Origin of the sequence: Mucilaginibacter sp. RCC_168 (assembly GCF_041355315.1) — a bacterium.
In the GTDB taxonomy this organism is placed as follows: domain Bacteria; phylum Bacteroidota; class Bacteroidia; order Sphingobacteriales; family Sphingobacteriaceae; genus Mucilaginibacter.
The window spans coordinates 171,246-189,050 of the sequence record NZ_JBFUPN010000006.1 but is presented as its reverse complement, the minus strand read 5'-3'; the positions used below and the strand labels follow the sequence as shown (position 1 = coordinate 189,050).

Below are 17,805 nucleotides of genomic sequence, written 5' to 3'. Positions count from 1 at the left end.
AACTCTAAATAACGATAAAGATGAAAAAGATATATATATTATGTGTTTTGGCAGGTTTGGGATTATCTTCCTGCAAAAAGGCACTGGACGCAAAACCCGTTGGTATTTTAACCGACGGAAACTTTTACCTTAATGCCGCCGATGCGCAATCGGCAGTAGTTGGCGCATTAAGCCAGCTACAACCGCAGGCATATTATCAACGCACGGTTTATATCATGGGTGAGCTATCTGGCGATGGTCTTGTACCCCTGCTTACTCAAAACCAGGAACGTATTGATATGTATAAGTTAACCTATACCGCACAAAATATCGAGATCAATAACTGGTGGGTAAACAGTTACAAACTAATCAGCAGGGCTAACGATATACTTGCAAATGTGCCGAAGATCAGCATGGATGCTGCGGCCAAGAACAATTTATTAGGAAATGCCAGTTTTTTACGTGGCCTTGCCTACTTTGACCTGGTACGCAGCTTTGGTGATGTTCCGTTGATCACTCACCCTATTACCAGTAAAGATGATCCGGATTTTTCTCCGTCAAGAACCGCTGCTAATAAAATATACGCGCAGGTAATTGCCGATTTACAATTCGCAGAAGCTAATTGTTTATCTGAAGACAAGATAGCGGCTGCCAATAAAGGCATGGTATCATCTGGTGCCGCCTCAGCTATGCTGGCCAGGGTTTATTTGCAAAGGGCTAGCACCACGTTTGCTGATCCTAACGATAATCAGAACGCGCTAAATGCCTGCAATAAGGTGATCAATTCAGGTATTTATAAGCTGATGCCTAATTACAGCGATGTATTTAATTGTGATCTTAAATATTTCCCGCAGCAAACAGAACACATTTTTGATGTACAATTTGGTAATAGTAACACGACCACGCAAAACATCATTGTACGTATGTTTACCCCTAAAAACGGATCGGGGTCGTTCCTGGCCAACCCATATATGGCCAATCAGCTTTACTTTGGCCCCGATAAAAGAAAGACCTGGAATATATCAAATACCGTTGTTGATGCCAAAGGCGTAGTTTCATCTGTCCCCTTCTATATCAGTAAATACCGCGATCCGCAATGGGTATTAAACTCCAATAACTCCAGGGTAAACTGGCTTGTACTGCGCTACGCTGATGTATTACTGATGCAATCTGAAGCGATGAATAATATAAATCCAGGCGATCCTGCCAAATTTAATGGCATGAATACCGTTCGTGACAGGGCGGGTTTAACTGCATCGCATTTAGACCTGACAAATACACCTACAGCATCAGCATTTATAGATACACTGGTTAAAGACAGGGCACGTGAACTCTGCATCGAAGGCCATCGCCGCTGGGATCTGATTCGCCTGGGCAGGTTTAAACAAGTAGAGCAGCAAGTAAACGGATTTACTGCGCAGGATTTCCAATTTTTGTTACCATTACCACAACCCGAGCTCGACGTAAATAAAAACCTAAAACAAAACCCAGGATATTAACCATTATGACATACAGACATATCACCCTATTTCTGTTAATACCCTTATATTTTACCGGCTTTGCACAACGCAAAGCCGGTAAAACTGTTTTTATACTGCTTGATGCTCAAACACTTGAGCAATGTAAACAACAGTATCAAAATAAAGATACAGCTATGGTAGCGCAGGTTAACAAACTGATTACCCATGCCGATAGCCTCCTGATTGCCGGTCCTTATTCCGTAACCTTTCATAAAACAAAACTGGCGCCGAGCAACGATAAACACGACTATGTAAGCCAGGCACCCTATTGGTGGCCAGACTCTTCCAAAAAAGATGGTAAACCCTACATCCGCAAAGATGGCAGGCGAAACCCCGAAATTTACTTATTGCATGATGGCAGTCAGATGGGCAGCTTATGCAATAGTGTGGAGCAACTTACGCTGGCCTGGTATTTTACGGGCAACGAAAAATACGCTGAAAAAGTTAAAAGTTTACTGCAGGTTTGGTTCATCAATGCCGACACCCGAATGAATCCTAATTTAAATTATGCACAATATATTCCCGGGCTTAATGATGGCCGGGGCATTGGCATTATTGAAACTACAGGATTGACAGTTATCCCGGATATGCTTACCCTGCTGCAGTCAAGCAAGAATATCGACAGTAGTTTGATAAATGGTATAAAACAATGGTATAAACAATACCTGGATTGGCTGCTGACCAGCAAAAACGGTAAATCAGAACATAGCCAGATCAATAACCATGGTACTTATTATGACCTGCAGGTGGTTGATTTTGCTTTGTTCACCGGTAACCCGGCTTTGGCAAAACAAACCTTGCAGCAAAGCACCATCGCCAGGATCGATCAGCAGTTTACGCCTGATGGCGCTATGCCGCTGGAACTCATCCGCACCAAATCTTGGGGTTATGCCAACATGAACCTTTGGGGCTGGTGCCGCCTGGCTAAAATGGCGACATTGGTCAATGTAGATCTCTGGCATGAACAAACCATCGACGGCAAAGGCATCAAAACGGCCATCAACTGGCTTATGCCTTATGCACTTAAACAAAAAACATGGACTCATGAGCAAATTGAACCCTTTACCTATGGCACGTTTACCCATATCGTTCATGCGGCGGCCCTGGTTTATCCCGATGATAGCTTTAAACAATATTTAAAAGAGCACCCGCTGAAAAATCGTTTAAACGATATCAATTAGCAGGTTTTATATACTTATGAAAAGATCAGTATTATTCTTTCTGACACTTATTTTGGCGTTTGGCCAGTTAAGTTATGCTCAGCAAAAAATAAGTCTCACCGGCAACTGGGAGTTTTTGAAGCAGGACATCGGCGGTGTATGGGAAGCTGTTCGCCCGGTTACTCCTGGTAACCCCGAAAGTGTTCCGGTTTGGCAAAAAGTTACGCTGCCCCATTGTTTCAACGCCCGCGACGCTGTTGATCCGGATATCAACTATTACCAGGGGCCGGGCTGGTACCGCACCCAACTGGATATTAAAAATCCGTATGCCAATGGCCATACCCTCTTACATTTTGAAGGTGCCGGGCAAAAAACCGAAGTATATGTATATACCACCAAAGTAGGTACTCATTTAGGTGGATACGATGAGTGGGCAGTAGATATAACCAAGGCCATAGAAGATTTTAAAAAGACTGATGTTTATCAAAAAAGATTTAAGGGACGCATCCCTGTTGAGATCAGGTGCGATAACTCACGCGATTTGGAAACCATTCCCTCGCAATTATCTGATTTTAATGTTTATGGGGGTTTATACCGTTATCTGAACCTGGTATATGTTCCACCTGTTTCACTGGATAAAATATTTGCTTCGGCACAAACGGACAAAGAAGGCAAACAAGGCGAGTTACAGGTTAAAGCCAGATTTTATAATCCGGCTAATAGCTCCACAGCCGATGGTTTAATTAAGCTGATCGACCCGCAGGGTAAAGTTGTGACTGATAAAACTTTTCAACTCAGCAGTTTAACCGGCGATGTTTCGATTGGCTCATTCCAGGTAAAAAAACCAAAATTATGGTCACCGGCCAATCCGGCTTTGTACACGGTTGAGATATCTATAAAATCCGGCGGCCAGGTTGATGTGCAAACCGAAAAAGTAGGTTTCCGCAAATTTGAATTTGCCGATAATGGACCTTTCTACCTGAATGGTAAACGCCTGCTGTTGCGCGGTACACACCGCCACGAGGATCAGGCTGGTGTAGCGGAAGCCATGACCGATAGCATGATGCGCAAGGAGATGCAGATGATGAAGGATATGGGCGTTAACTTTATCCGATTGGGTCATTATCAACAGTCCCGCACTATATTGAACTTATGTGATAGCCTGGGTATTTTGGTTTGGGAAGAAGAGCCCTGGTGCCGTGGTGGTTTAGGCGGCGAGATCTATCAGAACCAGGCCAAACAAATGATGACCAACATGATAGAGCAGCACTTTAACCATCCTGCAATTATTCTTTGGGGATTAGGTAACGAGAACGATTGGGAAGGCGATTTCCCGGTGTTCGACAAAGAAAAGATCCGCGGGTTTATGAAAGCACAAAATGATCTGGCTCATCGTTTGGATCCTTCGCGCAAAACAACCATCAGGCGCTGTGATTTTTGCAAAGATATACCTGATGTATACTCCCCTTCCATCTGGGCAGGCTGGTATCGTGGCTTGTTCACCGAATACAAAAAAACCTCCGAAGAAGAATTTAAAAAAGTAAAACACTTTTTTCATGCCGAATGGGGCGGCGATAGTCATGCCCTGCGGCATTCCGAAAATCCGGATAAAGCATTGAGTAACATCAAGGCAGGAACGGGAACAGACGAGCGCCTGGGCGACGCTTCCCTGTACGGCGGTGCTGCACGTGCCTCCAAAGATGGGGACTGGAGCGAAAGTTATATCTGTAACCTGTTCGACTGGCACCTAAAAGAGCAGGAAACCATGTCCTGGCTTACGGGATCGGCGTTTTGGGTATTTAAAGATTTCTCGACCCCTATCCGCCCGGATAACCCTATCCCCTACATGAATCAAAAAGGCGTGGTTGAGCGTGATCTTACACCAAAGGAGTCGTACTACGTTTTCCAATCCTATTGGACAGATAAACCCATGGCACAAATTTACGGGCACAGCTGGCCCGTGCGCTGGGGTGATGCCGGCGAAGAAAAGATGGTAAAAGTATACTCCAATTGCGATAATGCCGAGCTTTTTGTGAATGGTAAAAGCTATGGCATAAAAAAACGCAACAGCCAGGATTTTCCGGCAGCAGGTTTACGCTGGATGGTACCTTTACAAGTGGGTAATAACGATATTAAAGTAGTGGCCCATAAAGGCAAACAAATTGTTACAGACCAGATCAGTCAGCAATACCAGACCGAAAAATGGGGAAAACCGGCTAAAATAGTGATAGAAAAAGTTAAAGATGAAAATGGAGGAGCTACCATACAGGTAAAATTACAGGACAGCAAAGGCGTGCAATGCCTGGATGCTGTAAACTGGATAGCGTTTTCACTAACCGGCGACGGTACTTTGATAGATGATCTGGGTACTTCAAGAGGCTCACGCAAAGTGCAAGCCTATAATGGTCGCGCTTTGATCAGTATAAAAACCAATAACGGCAAAAGCGTGGTGGGTGTACAATCGCCGGGTTTGCCAACTGCATTTATTAATTTATAAGCTATGTTTAAAATACGGTATCTATTATTTTGTTGTTTGCCCCTGCTCTTACTAAGCTGGCAAACAGATACAGCACTGCCTGTTAAACAAGAGGTAACAGCTACATTAAAGGCCGATATATTAAAAGAAGCGGCCTGGGCACTCAAACAGGATCCGGTAACCGTTACCGCCGAAACTTGTCCGCGCAGCTCGGGAGGTAAGCATGATTTTTACTCTGAAGGCGATTACTGGTGGCCTAACCCGCAGGATCCAAACGGACCGTATATACAAAAGGATGGCTTAACTAATCCTCAGAATTTTGTAGCACACCGCCTGGCCATGATCCGCTTTAGCCGTATTATCGGCGCATTAGCATCGGCTTATCAGATCACCGGCGATAAAAAGTATGTTAAACAAGCCCTCTGGCACCTGAAAGCCTGGTTCATCAACCCCGAAACCATGATGAACCCCAACCTGCAATATGCGCAAGCCATTAAAGGTGTGGCCACTGGCCGGGGCATTGGCATTATTGATACCATACAATTAATGGAGGTGGTACAGGGTTTGGAGGCTATGCAAAACTCAGCATTGATCGATCAGCAAACACTGGCAGGTATCAAAGACTGGTTCAATCAATATATCACCTGGCTTACTACGCATCCATACGGTAAAGACGAAATGAACGCCAAAAATAATCATGGTACCTGCTGGGCCATGCAAACCGCTTGCTTTGCCAAATTTACGGGTAATAAAGAGGTTATGGATTTTTGCCGCAACCGCTTTAAAGAGGTATTGCTACCCAGCCAGATAGCCGCAGATGGCAGTTTCCCCTTAGAATTAAAACGTACCAAGCCTTACGGCTATTCCATATTTAACCTGGATGCCATGACCACCCTCTGCCAGATATTGAGTGATAAAAACGATAATTTGTGGACCTATCAAACACCGGACGGTCGCTCCATCAAAAAAGGAATTGAGTTTCTATATCCCTTTTTGAAGGATAAAAATACATGGCCTTATGCACATGATGTAATGCACTGGGAAAGCTGGCCGGTGGCACAGCCCTCATTGGTATTTGGCGCAGCAGCCTATGGTAATGCCGATTGGCTCAATACCTGGAAAAATTTGGATCATACTCCTACTGATGAAGAGATCATCAGAAATTTACCGGTGAGGCATCCGCTTATCTGGCTCAACTAAAAACTATAAAAGGTCCGGTTCAATAGAACCGGACCTTTCATATTAATAGCCTATCATTAATCAGGCAACTGTCTGTAGAATTTAAACTCAGTTAATATCGGGGCGTCGGCGGGATAAGTAACCAATTTCAGCGTTAATATATCACCATCAAGCTTAAATGGGACATTGTCATAAAATGTAATACTACTTACCGTTTTTACCGCAGGGTTATTCCCCTTTTGCTCAACCTTTTCCTTGACTATGGCTGTTAAATTACCGCTCTGGGTAGTATAAGTACCATTATAAGACGTTTGATCAGCTAGTCCGTTGTCGTAATGAACAAACGTGTACGTAAATTCGCCAAGCCCACCAAAATATAAATGAGTCTCTGTGTTAGGCCCCTTATCTGTGAGTCCCCAGTGCCCAACCAGCGTTTTAGCAAACCAGGGTACCGGCTTTTTTTCCTTTTTGCATGCCCCAGTGGTCAGTATGGAGCAAATCAACAAGCCATGCAAAACGCTGATAAAGGTTGGTTTAAGTGATTTCATAAAATGCAGGTTTATAACCATTACGCTGCATTAAAACATTTCGATACAATCACTTATCGTTTTTATCAATATACTGGCTCTCCTAAACTGATCCCATATCGTTTCACAGATGAGTTGAAAACTTCCCTGGCTATCTGAGTTAAATTCTGCCATTCAAAACCGCCATAAATGGTATCAAACCTTATCTGTTCAATCCGCTTAATCACCTCATTCAGCTCCTTTTCCGGTAAGGGAATAACATTGGGATAACTGTACATAAATGCCAAATGTTTTTTGCTTTTGGCCACATAGATGCTGTCGCCGGTAAGCAATGCCCCATCTGCCGATAAGTCCGGCACCCGCAGCACGCTGCTACCCGGAAAATGCCCGCCGATGTTAATGATAGAAATGCCATCCCATAATGAATATTCAGCTCCCTGCCAAAAAGTAATGCGTGGTCCTCTGTTAAACATCCATTGCTCATCGGCAGCATTAATATAAACCGGGCAGTCAAATATCTGCGCCCACTCGTTCACATTGCTGTAAAAGTGGGGGTGCGAAAAAGCGATGGCCTTTATCCCTCCTTTTGACCTGATAAAATCGATGATCTCCTGGTTAAGCAGCGGGATGCAATCCCACAAAATATTCCCACCGGGCGAAAGGTTTAATAAAGCCCTGTTTCCAAGCGCGAATAATGGCGCTACCTGAAAAGAGAAAAGCGTGGGACTAAGCTCCCTGATCAATACCTCGTGATTGGCCGCTATTTCGGCAGAGTTAGTCCAGTTTTGACCATCTTCGGTCAGGTATTGTCTGTCGTCATTACATATCGGGCAAAACTTCGGTGATGATAGTTCTGCTTTATATTGTGTACCACAGGTACAGCAGGTGTTTTTTACTTGCTCCATAATTTTGATGCTTTCCAGTTATTAATCCTCTCCCGCAACCAGGTGCATGGCAATGGCTATCCGGTTCCAACTGTTGATGGTTGTAGTGACAAATATCACTTGTGCTAATTTTTTTTCGCCCAGCAATTCCAGTGCCCGCTGATAAGTTTTGTCAGATACGCCATGATCGGCAATGCGGGTTACTTCGGTGGCTAATTGTAAAATGACCTGTTCTTCTTCGGTAAAAAATGGGGTCTCCCACCAGGCGGCCAATGCAAAAAGTCGTTGAGTAGTTTCACCAAGGGCGATGGCATCTTTGGTATGATAATCGATACAATAACCACAGCCATTGATCTGGGATACCCTTATCCTGATCAGTTCCTGCAGGCGGCGGTCAAGTTCAAATTCAGCCCACTGTTTATCGGCAACAGCCATGGCCTTATAAATACGGGGCTCAGCCTCGTCAATGTTCATTCTCCGTTTCATGTCTGGTTAGATTAATTATCATCTAATTTCAGACATTATTGGACTATTTACATGGTCCAGACATTACAAATAAAATAGTCCAGATATAAATAAGATCCCGGATTTAGTCAATAGCATGATCTGTTTCGATATCTATTCCCTTCCACACCTTTTTGGCGGTCCAATCCTCATCGGCTTTTTGCCAAAATTCGTCGGATGGTGGTAAACCCAGTATCAAAAAAGCTTCGGAACAAAGGTAAAGGCTTCCGGTAGAGATGTACCCTTCGCCAATGTCAGGTTGGTGCCCGTACAAACCAACCTGCAGCCAACCTTTGTTATCAAAAGTACCGGGCGCTTCCAGTTGTCTTTTGATGAGGGTATATAAAGCCGCTCTCACCTGTTGAGGTTTAACCGCATCAGGCAAAGCGTGCATCAAAGCTATTTTCGATAATAATTGAAAAGCGCCAAAACGATAAGCCAGGGAACGGCCAATGGGCGGATAGGTGCCTTCGGGCGATATCAACCGCTCCTGAATAGCGGCATACCGGCGGGCACGTTTCAGCGAGGTATCATAAGTTGTTTTTTGATCGACACCGGCATTCTGGAGGGTTTGCAATACATCCAGCAGCATAGGTTGTATTACAAAACTGTTGTAATAATCCCAATGAAAATCAGCACCATCGCCATACAGGCCATCGCCTTTGTACCAGAGCTGATGTTGTTTAATAGCGTAATCCATCCGCATCCGGTCGCCATAGTTATCAAATTTCAGCAAGGCGGCCTCAATAGTTGCGCTGAACAGCAGCCAATTATTATATCCCGGTGTAATAACCCGCGACGATTTGAACGCGGCAATAATATTGGCTTTGGTTGCTGCATCCAATGGGTCCCATAATTGATGCGGCGCACGCAATAAAGCCTGGGCCAAAAAGGCGGCATCAACTACGGGTTGTCCTCCTTTGTTAAAATTCATAAAATCGGCGCTTGTGGGGTCGGTAGCATTATGCAAGCCTATACGCGCTAGTTCGATATATTTTTTGCGCAATATGCCTTCAGGTGTTTGATCCGGGCCTAATTCCAACCAGGGCGCCATGCCTGCCAGCAACCGGCCGAATGCTTCCAGGTAAGTATAACTTTTACGGTCGCCGGTTTTGGCCTCCACCGGCATTTGCTGCTTGAGCTCATTTTTACTCAAAGCCATCAGTACGGGATCAGCTATCCGCACTAAAGATTTAACCAGGTAAGCCCGTTCTTTTTGCCCGGCATCATTACTTGCCGGCGATTGAGCCATGACCATGCCCCATAGTGGCAGGGATAATAACAAACAGAAAAATTTACGCATTGCAAAAATTTAATTTTCGGTTTTACCGGGGAACTTATCAAATAAAGCTTTCAACTCTTTTGCTTTTTCAGGATACTCCTGGATAACATTGGTTCGTTCGCTTGGATCGTATGACAAGTTAAACAATTCTATCTTAGATTCCTGTGCCTGGCTGGATATTCCTGCATTGGTATTGGCCGATTTTACTTCCCGGTACTTCCAATCTCCCTGGCGTACTGCCTCACAAATACCATTGTTAACATAATAGATCTCCCGATGTTTAGGGTGGCGACCGCCTTTGCCTAACACCACATCAGAAATAGACTGCCCATCGAGGACCCGCCCTTTTGGCAATGGCGCATTAGTCCACTGGGCCAGGGTTGGCAACACATCCAGGTTGCTCACCATGCTGGTAATGGACGCACCAACAGGGGTATGATTTTTCCAATAAACAATAAAAGGTTCGCGTACACCGCCCTCGTAACTTTGTCCTTTGCTGCCGCGGAAAACACCTGCGGTACCGGCGTCCCAGGGTTTGGTAGCGCCATCACCAGACATGCGCGACGGAAATTCGATCCATGGCCCGTTATCGCTCGAAAACATAAATATGGTATTATCAGCCAGCCCCTGTTTTTCCAGCTGCGCCCAAACTTCGGACAAACTGGCGTCGAGCTGTTCTACCACATCACCCAAATGACCGCCGTCGGAGCGACCTTTATTTTTTTTCGACGAGGCAAAGGCTACCGGCAAATGCGGTACATTATGCGCCAGGTACAGGAAAAATGGCTTGCCTTTCTTTTGTTCTTTAATATATCTGATCGCTTCGTTCTTATACAGATCAATGAGGGATGAATCGGCAGGTTTGATCACCTCTGGCTTATGTCCCCTGAATATTTTAAGCGTGGTATCGGTCTTCACATAAGGCGCACGATAATCGTGACTATACAAAAGACCATAATAAGAATCGAAACCTTGTGCCATGGGATGGTTGTATGGCTTATGATCACCGAGATGCCATTTACCTATCATCGCGGTTTTATACCCAACAGCCTTCAGCATTTCGGCAATGGTTACTTCCTGATCTGGTAGGCCCAATTCTGATCCCGGAGGTATAGGATAAGGCAGGTTCATCCGTGAAGCATAACGCCCAGTTAATAACGACGCCCGTGATGGCGTACAGCTTGGACTTGATACCACATAATTAGTTTCACGTACCCCTTTTTGAGCCATTTTATCCAGAAACGGTGTTTTGATAACCGGGCTCCCATAACAGCTCAGGTCGGAGTAACCCATGTCATCCGCCAGTACAAAAATGATATTTGGCCGTTGCTGAGCTTTGACATTCAGTGTAAAAAATAATATAAGCCATATCAGCTTAGCAGGTAATTTGCCCGGAAAAGGTTGCATACAGGTTTGTGTAATTTATCCAAAGTAACCGATTGCCGTTTTACTTTACAAGCGGTTACTTTATTATTTTTGTTACAATGATTTGATCTTGTTCCAGTCAACCACGCCAACTTTTTGCGCCCATAGCAGGTATTCGGCTTCGAGGGCTTTTACTTTAGCAGGATATTTGGCCGCGAGATTGTTGGTTTCAGAACGATCGGTGTCAAGATCATATAGTTCCCAGGGCTGGTCTATTTCGGCAACCAGTTTCCAGTTCCCTTTTCGGATGGCCCGGCTGCCTTCATGTTCCCAAAAGATGGCATCGTGACCATTCCAGGGTTTGTTGAGCAATACGTTTTTCAGACTGAACCCTTCCAATGGTGTCAACTGCCTGTTCTTAAATTCCTGCGGATAGTTAACACCCGCCAGATCTAGACAGGTAGGCATAACATCGATAAAATGGGCAGGCTGCGTATTGGTACTGCCCGCTTTGATAACACCCGGATACCAGGCAATAAACGGTGTGGCTATACCACCCTCATGCGTATTTCTTTTAAACAACCTAAACGGTGTATTGCTCACATTAGCCCAGGGGATTTCGTAACTGTCGATAGAATTTACTGAACCAGGCGTACCGTTCATTTGAATCACGGTAGCCAGACTTTTTACTTCATCAGCACTGCCACCATTGTCTGATGCAAAAAGCACGATGGTGTTTTTATCTTTCCCCAGTTGTTTCAGCTTGTTCATGATCTCGCCCACACCGGCGTCCATCCTATCTATCATTGCCGCGTAAATGGCCATGCGGGTATCCCATTTATCTTTTTCTTCGGGCGATAGTGAATCCCAGTCGGGTACGCGGCTGTCACGGGTTGATAGTTTCCAGTACTTTTTGATAATACCACTGGCTAACAACTTTTCATAACGCTGTTTGCGCAGCTTATCCCATCCTTTGAGGTATTTGCCTTTGTAACGGGCAATGTCCTGCGGCAATGCCTGGATTGGCCAGTGCGGGGCGTTGTAGGCCACATATAAAAAGAAGGGAGCCTTATCACCTTTGATCTCTTCCAAGGATTGTTTAGCGAAATCGGTAATAGCCTGGGTGAGATATTTAGAAGTATCGTTCCTTGTGATCTCCCGGTCGTTTAGCATAAAGGTGATCTTGCTGCCATCGTTATATAGCGGGGCCGAATTAAAGTAGCTGCTGCCATTATTCAGCATAGTAAATGATCTGTCAAACCCGCGATTAAAAGCCAATGCTGATGGCTGCAAACCTACATGCCACTTGCCCGATACGATGGTATTATAACCAGCCTGGCTTTTAAGCAATTCGGCAATGGTCGCGCAATGATCGTTCAGATAGCCTTGATAAGCCGGCGAGCCTTTATATTTTACCATATCGCCTACGCCGGCCTGGTGCGGATATAAACCGGTCAATAAAGAGGTGCGCGAAGGGCAGCACCGGCCAGCGTTATAAAACTGGGTCATTTTTAAGCCCTCGCGGGCCAGCCGGTCGATGTTGGGTGTATGGATCTCCGAACCAAAACAACCCAGATCTGCAAAGCCCATGTCATCGGCTAAAATGATCACAATGTTGGGTTTGGACGATTGCTTTTGTGCGAAGGTAATGCCTGTATAACACAGGTATAAAATGAGGAATGGTAAACGTTTTAACATGGTGGTATATATAAACTCAAAATTGCAAACTGGCGAGGACTCACCCCGACATCGCTGCGCTTGTCGACCCTCTCTTCGCCTGCGGCGGAAAGAGGGTAGGAACACTAATCTCTTTATTTTGTCATTCTGAACGGAGTGAAGAATCTATTAGGTTATATACAAAACCGCCGATTAGATTCTTTACTCCGTTCAGAATGACAACTTTTATTAAAAAGTCCCTCTTTCCGCCGTAGGCGAAGAGAGGGTGCCCGAGTGAAGCAACGGGCGGGTGAGTCGTTTAGCAAACTATTTCACACTGGCTAAACCAGTTTTGGTTTGATTCACCACGGCCTCAACCTGGGCAACCGACGAAAATCCCTGCTTTTTCCAAACCTCTTTTTTGTTTTGATACAGTACCAGGGTTGGTAATACGTTTACTTTAAGCTCCTTTGCCAAAGTGGTATTGTCATATACTTCAATACTAATGATCTTTGGCGTAAAGCCGGTTTTAGCTTTCAGCGAATCCAGTACAGGCACCAGTTTTTTGCAGGCGCCGCAATATCTTGAGCCAAAATCAACCAGTACCAGCTGCGATGAACCGGTGAGCTCGGTAAACTGTGCCTTGGTTAAAGAAACACCTTTTTTAGTGGTCGAAACAATAGGATAGCCTGAACCAATCCAGTTGGCTAAACCGCCCGGAAGCTCTTCTACATCCTTAAATCCTTTTGCGCGCAATTCATTGGATAAAACCTTACTGCGGCCATTGGCAATGGAGTATACAAAGGTTGGTTTGTCTTTGGAAAGGTCATTCAGTCGCTGCTGATAGTCGGCGGCTTTCGCATTTACATTAATAGCGCCTTTGATGTGGTTTTGTGTAAATTCTTCGCCTGAGCGGGCATCCAGTATCTGCGCATCTTTAGATTGCTTCAGTTTGGCAGCAAAAGCCTCTAATGATAACAGTGGTTTATCGGTTTGGGCTTGCACGTTAGCAACACCGGTGGCGGCAACTATTACCGCCAGCAAAAAGCTTTTTAATTTTTTCATGTTTTTAGTATCTATTTAGTATCAAGTAATTAGTATCATGTATCAAGACAGAAATTTATAAATGCAAATAGCCCGACTTATGAAGTTTTAAAAACTTCTTAACTCTTTTAACTCCCCACTCACCATTCACTACTCACCACCTTATTCGTTATTTTCCAAATGATGGATCCTTTTATTGTTGATATCATCGCGGTCAATAAAGGGGTAGATATTGTTCTTTTTAGCTTCGGCATCAAACAAGTCTTTTAACTCCTTCAATTTTTCGGGATATTTTTTAGCCAGGTCAATGCGTTCGTTAAAATCCTCGTTCAGGTTATATAGTTTCCATACATCCTTATCGTAATTACGCTCCGGAATGGTTTTTCCCTGCGGAAAATTGAGCAGATCGATATTATCCGGGCGATGCGCTGCTTCGGCTTTCCAACCATCTTTATAAATGGAGCGGGAAGTGAAGATGTAATAGTATTGCTTGGTATGCAGCGATGGCGCCTGCGCGTTATTAAACGAGCTGAACAATGATTTGCCCTGTAGCGTGTCCTGCTTAATACCTTTAATATACCCGGCCAGCTTTAAGCCTGCGGCTTCAATAGTGGTGGGGAATATATCCGATACATGGCTATATTGGTTACGGATACCGCCTTTCTCCTTGATGAGTTTTGGATAGTAAACAATCAGCGGGTTGTGTGTACCACCTTCTGCATCGGCATCAGATTTCCAGTATTTAAACGGCGTATTGGCAGCCTGTGCCCATCCCAGCGGGTAGTTGGTTGATGCCTCTGGTGTACCGATGGATTCGTAATCGCTTTCATTCTTTTTGATATAATCGGCCTCAGGTGTGGTCAATGCCGAGTTCTTTGGATTGATTACCCCGTGGAAAGTCCCTTCTTTGCTGGCGCCGTTATCTCCTATCATCACAAACACCAGCGTGTTATCAAACTGACCGGATGCTTTAAGATAACTGATCATCCTGCCAACCTGGTGGTCGATATAGGTAAGGTATCCCGCGTACACTTCCATAAAACGTGCATATAGTTTTTGTTGGGCCGGTGGCAGGCTTTTCCAGGCTTGTATGCGCTCGTTGCGTTCGGGTAATTTGGCATAAGCAGGGATGTAGCCGGCTTTTTTCTGATTTTCAAAAACCTTTTCACGGTATACATCCCAGCCCTCGTCAAATTTGCCTTTGTACAGGTCGCTCCACTGCTTGCTTACCTGGTGCGGGGCATGGGTGGCACCCGGCGCATAATACAGAAAGAACGGCCTATCTGGTGCGGCCTTGTGTGCGGCATCAATATAAGCGATAGCCTTATCTGTGATCACCTCGTTCAGGTTGCGGCCATCCGGTTTGATATGGAAATTGTCCTCCACCAAATGCGGCGGGTTATACTGATCGGTAGCCGATTCCAGGAAACCGATGTGGTGATCAAAACCTTTACCGGTAGGCCAGCGGTCAAATGGACCAACGGCGGTAGTATCTTCATCGGGTGTTACGCCCCACTTGCCTACCGCAAAAGTGCTATATCCGTTTTCGCGCAGGTTTTCGGCAATGGTACCTTTATCGGCCGGGATCCGCCCATCATAACCAGGAAACCCAGCCGCCGTTGAAGCATGCGAAAAATTACCCACATGCACATAATGGTGGTTACGCCCTGTTAACAATGACGATCGTGTCGGCGCACAAATACCTGCCGTGTGGAAATTGGTATAACGCAGGCCATTGTTGGCCAGCGTATCAAAATTTGGCGTACTGATTAGCCCGCCAAACGTGGCCGAAGCGCCAAAACCCACATCATCCAACAATATCCACACTACGTTTGGTGCGCCTTTGGGCGCTTTAAGCGGTTTGGGCCACCATTCTTTTGATTCGGCCAGGGTTTTACCCACCACGCCTTTGTAAGTTGATGGAGTTGATGGCGGTATATTGGCCGGAGCTACGGGGCCGTATTGCGCCACGGCCGGCAGCGCAAAACCCAGGGCAATTACTATTGCCACGAACGTTTTATTATGATCTTGTTTCATATGGATAGGTTTAATATTGATTTATGTTAAGTCGACTCACCCCAACATCGCTACGCTCGTTGACCCTCTCTCCAGCTTCGCTGGAAAGAGGGTGGGGAACGCTACAGTCCCAACGCGTCATTGCTTCGTACCTCGCAATGACGCGTTTTTTATTTTGTCCTTGTTCTTTGGTCTATTTATCCTTGCTCCTTTTATCCTTGCTCTTTGCTCCCCCTCAAAAGTCTATTTCTTATAATTCTGATGTATCCTCCGGTGATACACATCGTACCAATCAATAAACGGATACAGGTTATTCTTTTGGGCCTGCTCCTCGAATACCGCTTTCAGCTCTTTTAATTTTTCAGGATATTTTTTAGCCAGATCGACACGCTCGTTAAAGTCATCGTTCAGGTTGTACAGTTCCCATACGTCATCATCAAAGCTGATATCGGGAACGTTTTTGCCGACAGTGAAGTCGTTCAGTTCCACATAATCCGGATGGTGTGCTGCCTCGGCTTTCCAGCCATCGCTATAAATGGAGCGTGAGCCAAATATGTAGTAATGCTGTAATTTGTGCCGGTTTGCGGCTTCCGGATGATCAAAGGAATAAACCAGCGATGTGCCTTGCAGCGTATCCTGTTTAATCCCTCTGATATACTCGGGCAGTTTAATACCGGTATACTCCAATGTAGTTGGCAGCACGTCGATCACGTGACCGTACTGCGTGCGGATGGTTCCTTTATCTTTAATACCTTTTGGATAGTACACAATGAGCGGGTTACGGGTACCGCCTTCAGAATTGGCATCCTGTTTCCAGTATTTAAACGGTGTATTGGCTGCCTGCGCCCAGCCCAGCGGGTAATTAGTTGAAGCTTGCGGCGTACCGATATCATCAATATCCTCGATGTTTGTTTTTAGGTAAGGAGCCTCGGCAAGCAATTTGGCCGAATTCTTTTTGGGGTTAATCTCCCCATGCAGGGTACCCTCTTTACTGGCGCCATTATCGCCGATAATGACAAATACCAGGGTATTATCGAGCTGACCGCTTTGTTTCAGATAACCCAATAAACGGCCAACCTCATGATCGGTATAAGTGAGGTAACCGGCATACACTTCCATAAAACGGGCGTAGAGTTTTTGCTCTGCCGGTGGAAGTGATTTCCAGGCGGGGATACGGGTATTGCGCTCAGGTAATTTAGCATAAGCCGGTATAATGCCCAGTTTTTTCTGACGGGCGATCACTTTTTCGCGGAAATCATCCCAACCAGAATCAAACTGACCTTTGTACAGATCGCTCCATTCCCTGGCTACCTGGTGTGGCGAGTGGGTTGCTCCCGGCGAATAATACAGGAAGAAAGGCTTATCGGGCGCTGCTTTATGCTGACGGGTAAGGTAAAAAATGGCTTTATCCGTGATCTGCTCGTTCAGGTGACGGCCATCAGGAGTCACATGGGCGTTGTCTTCTACCAGATCGGGCTTGTACTGATCCGTCGCCGAACCCAAAAATCCAAAGAAATGATCAAAACCTTTACCCGTTGGCCAGCGATCAAACGGACCGGCATCGGTAGCGTCCTCATCTGGCGTTAAGCCATATTTGCCTACCGCGAAGGTATTGTAACCATTTTCGCGCAGTATTTCCGCAACCGTTCCTTTATCTGATGGGATGCGGCCGTCATACCCAGGAAAACCGGCTGATAAAACTACATGCGAAAATCCGCCCTCGTGCACATAATGATGATTACGCCCGGTAAGCAGGGCCGAACGCGTTGGCGCGCAGATACCCGCGGTATGGAAATTGGTGTAACGCAGTCCATTGTTGGCCAGCGTATCAAAATTGGGTGTTTTGATGATACCGCCAAAGGTGCTTGCAGCGCCAAAACCCACATCATCCAATATGATCCACAACACGTTTGGCGCACCGGCAGGCGCTTTATGAGGCTCGGGCCACCACTCCTTTGAATCATTAAGCGTTTTCCCTACCGTGCCGCCAAATGGCTGACTATTTTGAGCCTTTACACTTTGCAAACCGAGTATACCGATAAGCAAGGCAACAGGCCATATTTTACCACTGCCCGATTTAAAATAGCGAGGTGGCTTTGAGCTGAGTACTTTTAAATGTATCATGATATGATTTTATTTTAGATGTTAGCGAATAGATAGTTTCCCTCCCGAGGGGGCGCGATGAATAGTGTGTTGGCTGGGGTGTGTCAATC

General features: G+C 45.5%; 13 protein-coding genes. 4 read left to right on the top strand and 9 right to left on the bottom strand.

Going from position 1 to position 17,805, the window contains the following annotated elements:
* The first annotated feature begins 20 nt into the window (after nucleotides 1-20).
* Genes AB6735_RS07235 through AB6735_RS07220 form a run of 4 tightly spaced genes read left to right on the top strand, consistent with a single transcriptional unit; the run spans nucleotide 21 to nucleotide 6,335 of the window.
* Entirely contained in the window at nucleotides 21-1,478 is a 1,458-nt protein-coding gene (locus tag AB6735_RS07235) for a RagB/SusD family nutrient uptake outer membrane protein (protein WP_370995205.1), read from the top strand.
* 5 nt (nucleotides 1,479-1,483) lie between these two features.
* Nucleotides 1,484-2,680 carry an alginate lyase family protein gene (locus tag AB6735_RS07230; RefSeq protein ID WP_370995204.1) on the top strand — a complete coding sequence of 399 codons (1,197 nt, stop codon included), beginning with the start codon at nucleotides 1,484-1,486 and terminating at the stop codon, nucleotides 2,678-2,680.
* Nucleotides 2,681-2,696: 16 nt separating this feature from the next.
* Nucleotides 2,697-5,156 (top strand): glycoside hydrolase family 2 TIM barrel-domain containing protein, encoded by a 2,460-nt coding sequence (locus AB6735_RS07225; protein WP_370995203.1) that lies wholly within the window; start codon nucleotides 2,697-2,699, stop codon nucleotides 5,154-5,156.
* A 3-nt stretch (nucleotides 5,157-5,159) separates the two neighbouring features.
* Nucleotides 5,160-6,335 carry an alginate lyase family protein gene (locus AB6735_RS07220; protein ID WP_370995202.1) on the top strand — a complete coding sequence of 392 codons (1,176 nt, stop codon included), beginning with the start codon at nucleotides 5,160-5,162 and terminating at the stop codon, nucleotides 6,333-6,335.
* 56 nt (nucleotides 6,336-6,391) lie between these two features.
* On the opposite strand, the gene AB6735_RS07215 is transcribed toward AB6735_RS07220, so the two are convergent.
* The 9 genes from AB6735_RS07215 to AB6735_RS07175 form a co-directional block, all read right to left on the bottom strand.
* Nucleotides 6,392-6,862, bottom strand: coding sequence for a hypothetical protein (locus AB6735_RS07215; protein ID WP_370995201.1), 471 nt, complete (start codon nucleotides 6,860-6,862; stop codon nucleotides 6,392-6,394).
* Between the two features lie 65 nt (nucleotides 6,863-6,927).
* Entirely contained in the window at nucleotides 6,928-7,746 is an 819-nt protein-coding gene (locus AB6735_RS07210; RefSeq protein ID WP_370995200.1) for an MBL fold metallo-hydrolase, read from the bottom strand.
* A gap of 21 nt (nucleotides 7,747-7,767) precedes the next feature.
* Nucleotides 7,768-8,211, bottom strand: a complete 444-nt coding sequence (locus tag AB6735_RS07205) for a carboxymuconolactone decarboxylase family protein (RefSeq protein ID WP_370995199.1) — start codon at nucleotides 8,209-8,211, stop codon at nucleotides 7,768-7,770.
* Between the two features lie 103 nt (nucleotides 8,212-8,314).
* A complete protein-coding gene (locus tag AB6735_RS07200; protein ID WP_370995198.1) occupies nucleotides 8,315-9,532 on the bottom strand; it encodes a DUF2264 domain-containing protein in 1,218 nt (405 codons plus the stop codon).
* A gap of 9 nt (nucleotides 9,533-9,541) precedes the next feature.
* Nucleotides 9,542-10,918 carry a sulfatase-like hydrolase/transferase gene (locus tag AB6735_RS07195; protein WP_370995197.1) on the bottom strand — a complete coding sequence of 459 codons (1,377 nt, stop codon included), beginning with the start codon at nucleotides 10,916-10,918 and terminating at the stop codon, nucleotides 9,542-9,544.
* A 72-nt stretch (nucleotides 10,919-10,990) separates the two neighbouring features.
* Nucleotides 10,991-12,574, bottom strand: coding sequence for an arylsulfatase (locus AB6735_RS07190; RefSeq protein WP_370995196.1), 1,584 nt, complete (start codon nucleotides 12,572-12,574; stop codon nucleotides 10,991-10,993).
* Between the two features lie 285 nt (nucleotides 12,575-12,859).
* Complete coding sequence (locus AB6735_RS07185) at nucleotides 12,860-13,597, bottom strand: thioredoxin domain-containing protein (RefSeq protein WP_370995195.1); 738 nt, start codon at nucleotides 13,595-13,597, stop codon at nucleotides 12,860-12,862.
* 141 nt (nucleotides 13,598-13,738) lie between these two features.
* Nucleotides 13,739-15,613 carry an arylsulfatase gene (locus tag AB6735_RS07180; protein ID WP_370995193.1) on the bottom strand — a complete coding sequence of 625 codons (1,875 nt, stop codon included), beginning with the start codon at nucleotides 15,611-15,613 and terminating at the stop codon, nucleotides 13,739-13,741.
* A 222-nt stretch (nucleotides 15,614-15,835) separates the two neighbouring features.
* A complete protein-coding gene (locus AB6735_RS07175; protein ID WP_370995192.1) occupies nucleotides 15,836-17,716 on the bottom strand; it encodes an arylsulfatase in 1,881 nt (626 codons plus the stop codon).
* Nucleotides 17,717-17,805: the final 89 nt, after the last annotated feature.

Bases quoted from the DNA above. Each gene is read 5' to 3' on its own strand.
- AB6735_RS07175 (WP_370995192.1), bottom strand. From the start codon at position 17,716: ATGATACATTTAAAAGTACTCAGCTCAAAGCCACCTCGCTATTTTAAA.
- AB6735_RS07185 (WP_370995195.1), bottom strand. From the start codon at position 13,597: ATGAAAAAATTAAAAAGCTTTTTGCTGGCGGTAATAGTTGCCGCCACC.
- AB6735_RS07190 (WP_370995196.1), bottom strand. From the start codon at position 12,574: ATGTTAAAACGTTTACCATTCCTCATTTTATACCTGTGTTATACAGGC.
- AB6735_RS07225 (WP_370995203.1), top strand. From the start codon at position 2,697: ATGAAAAGATCAGTATTATTCTTTCTGACACTTATTTTGGCGTTTGGC.
- AB6735_RS07235 (WP_370995205.1), top strand. From the start codon at position 21: ATGAAAAAGATATATATATTATGTGTTTTGGCAGGTTTGGGATTATCT.
- AB6735_RS07215 (WP_370995201.1), bottom strand. From the start codon at position 6,862: ATGAAATCACTTAAACCAACCTTTATCAGCGTTTTGCATGGCTTGTTG.
- AB6735_RS07230 (WP_370995204.1), top strand. From the start codon at position 1,484: ATGACATACAGACATATCACCCTATTTCTGTTAATACCCTTATATTTT.
- AB6735_RS07195 (WP_370995197.1), bottom strand. From the start codon at position 10,918: ATGCAACCTTTTCCGGGCAAATTACCTGCTAAGCTGATATGGCTTATA.
- AB6735_RS07220 (WP_370995202.1), top strand. From the start codon at position 5,160: ATGTTTAAAATACGGTATCTATTATTTTGTTGTTTGCCCCTGCTCTTA.
- AB6735_RS07210 (WP_370995200.1), bottom strand. From the start codon at position 7,746: ATGGAGCAAGTAAAAAACACCTGCTGTACCTGTGGTACACAATATAAA.
- AB6735_RS07180 (WP_370995193.1), bottom strand. From the start codon at position 15,613: ATGAAACAAGATCATAATAAAACGTTCGTGGCAATAGTAATTGCCCTG.
- AB6735_RS07205 (WP_370995199.1), bottom strand. From the start codon at position 8,211: ATGAAACGGAGAATGAACATTGACGAGGCTGAGCCCCGTATTTATAAG.
- AB6735_RS07200 (WP_370995198.1), bottom strand. From the start codon at position 9,532: ATGCGTAAATTTTTCTGTTTGTTATTATCCCTGCCACTATGGGGCATG.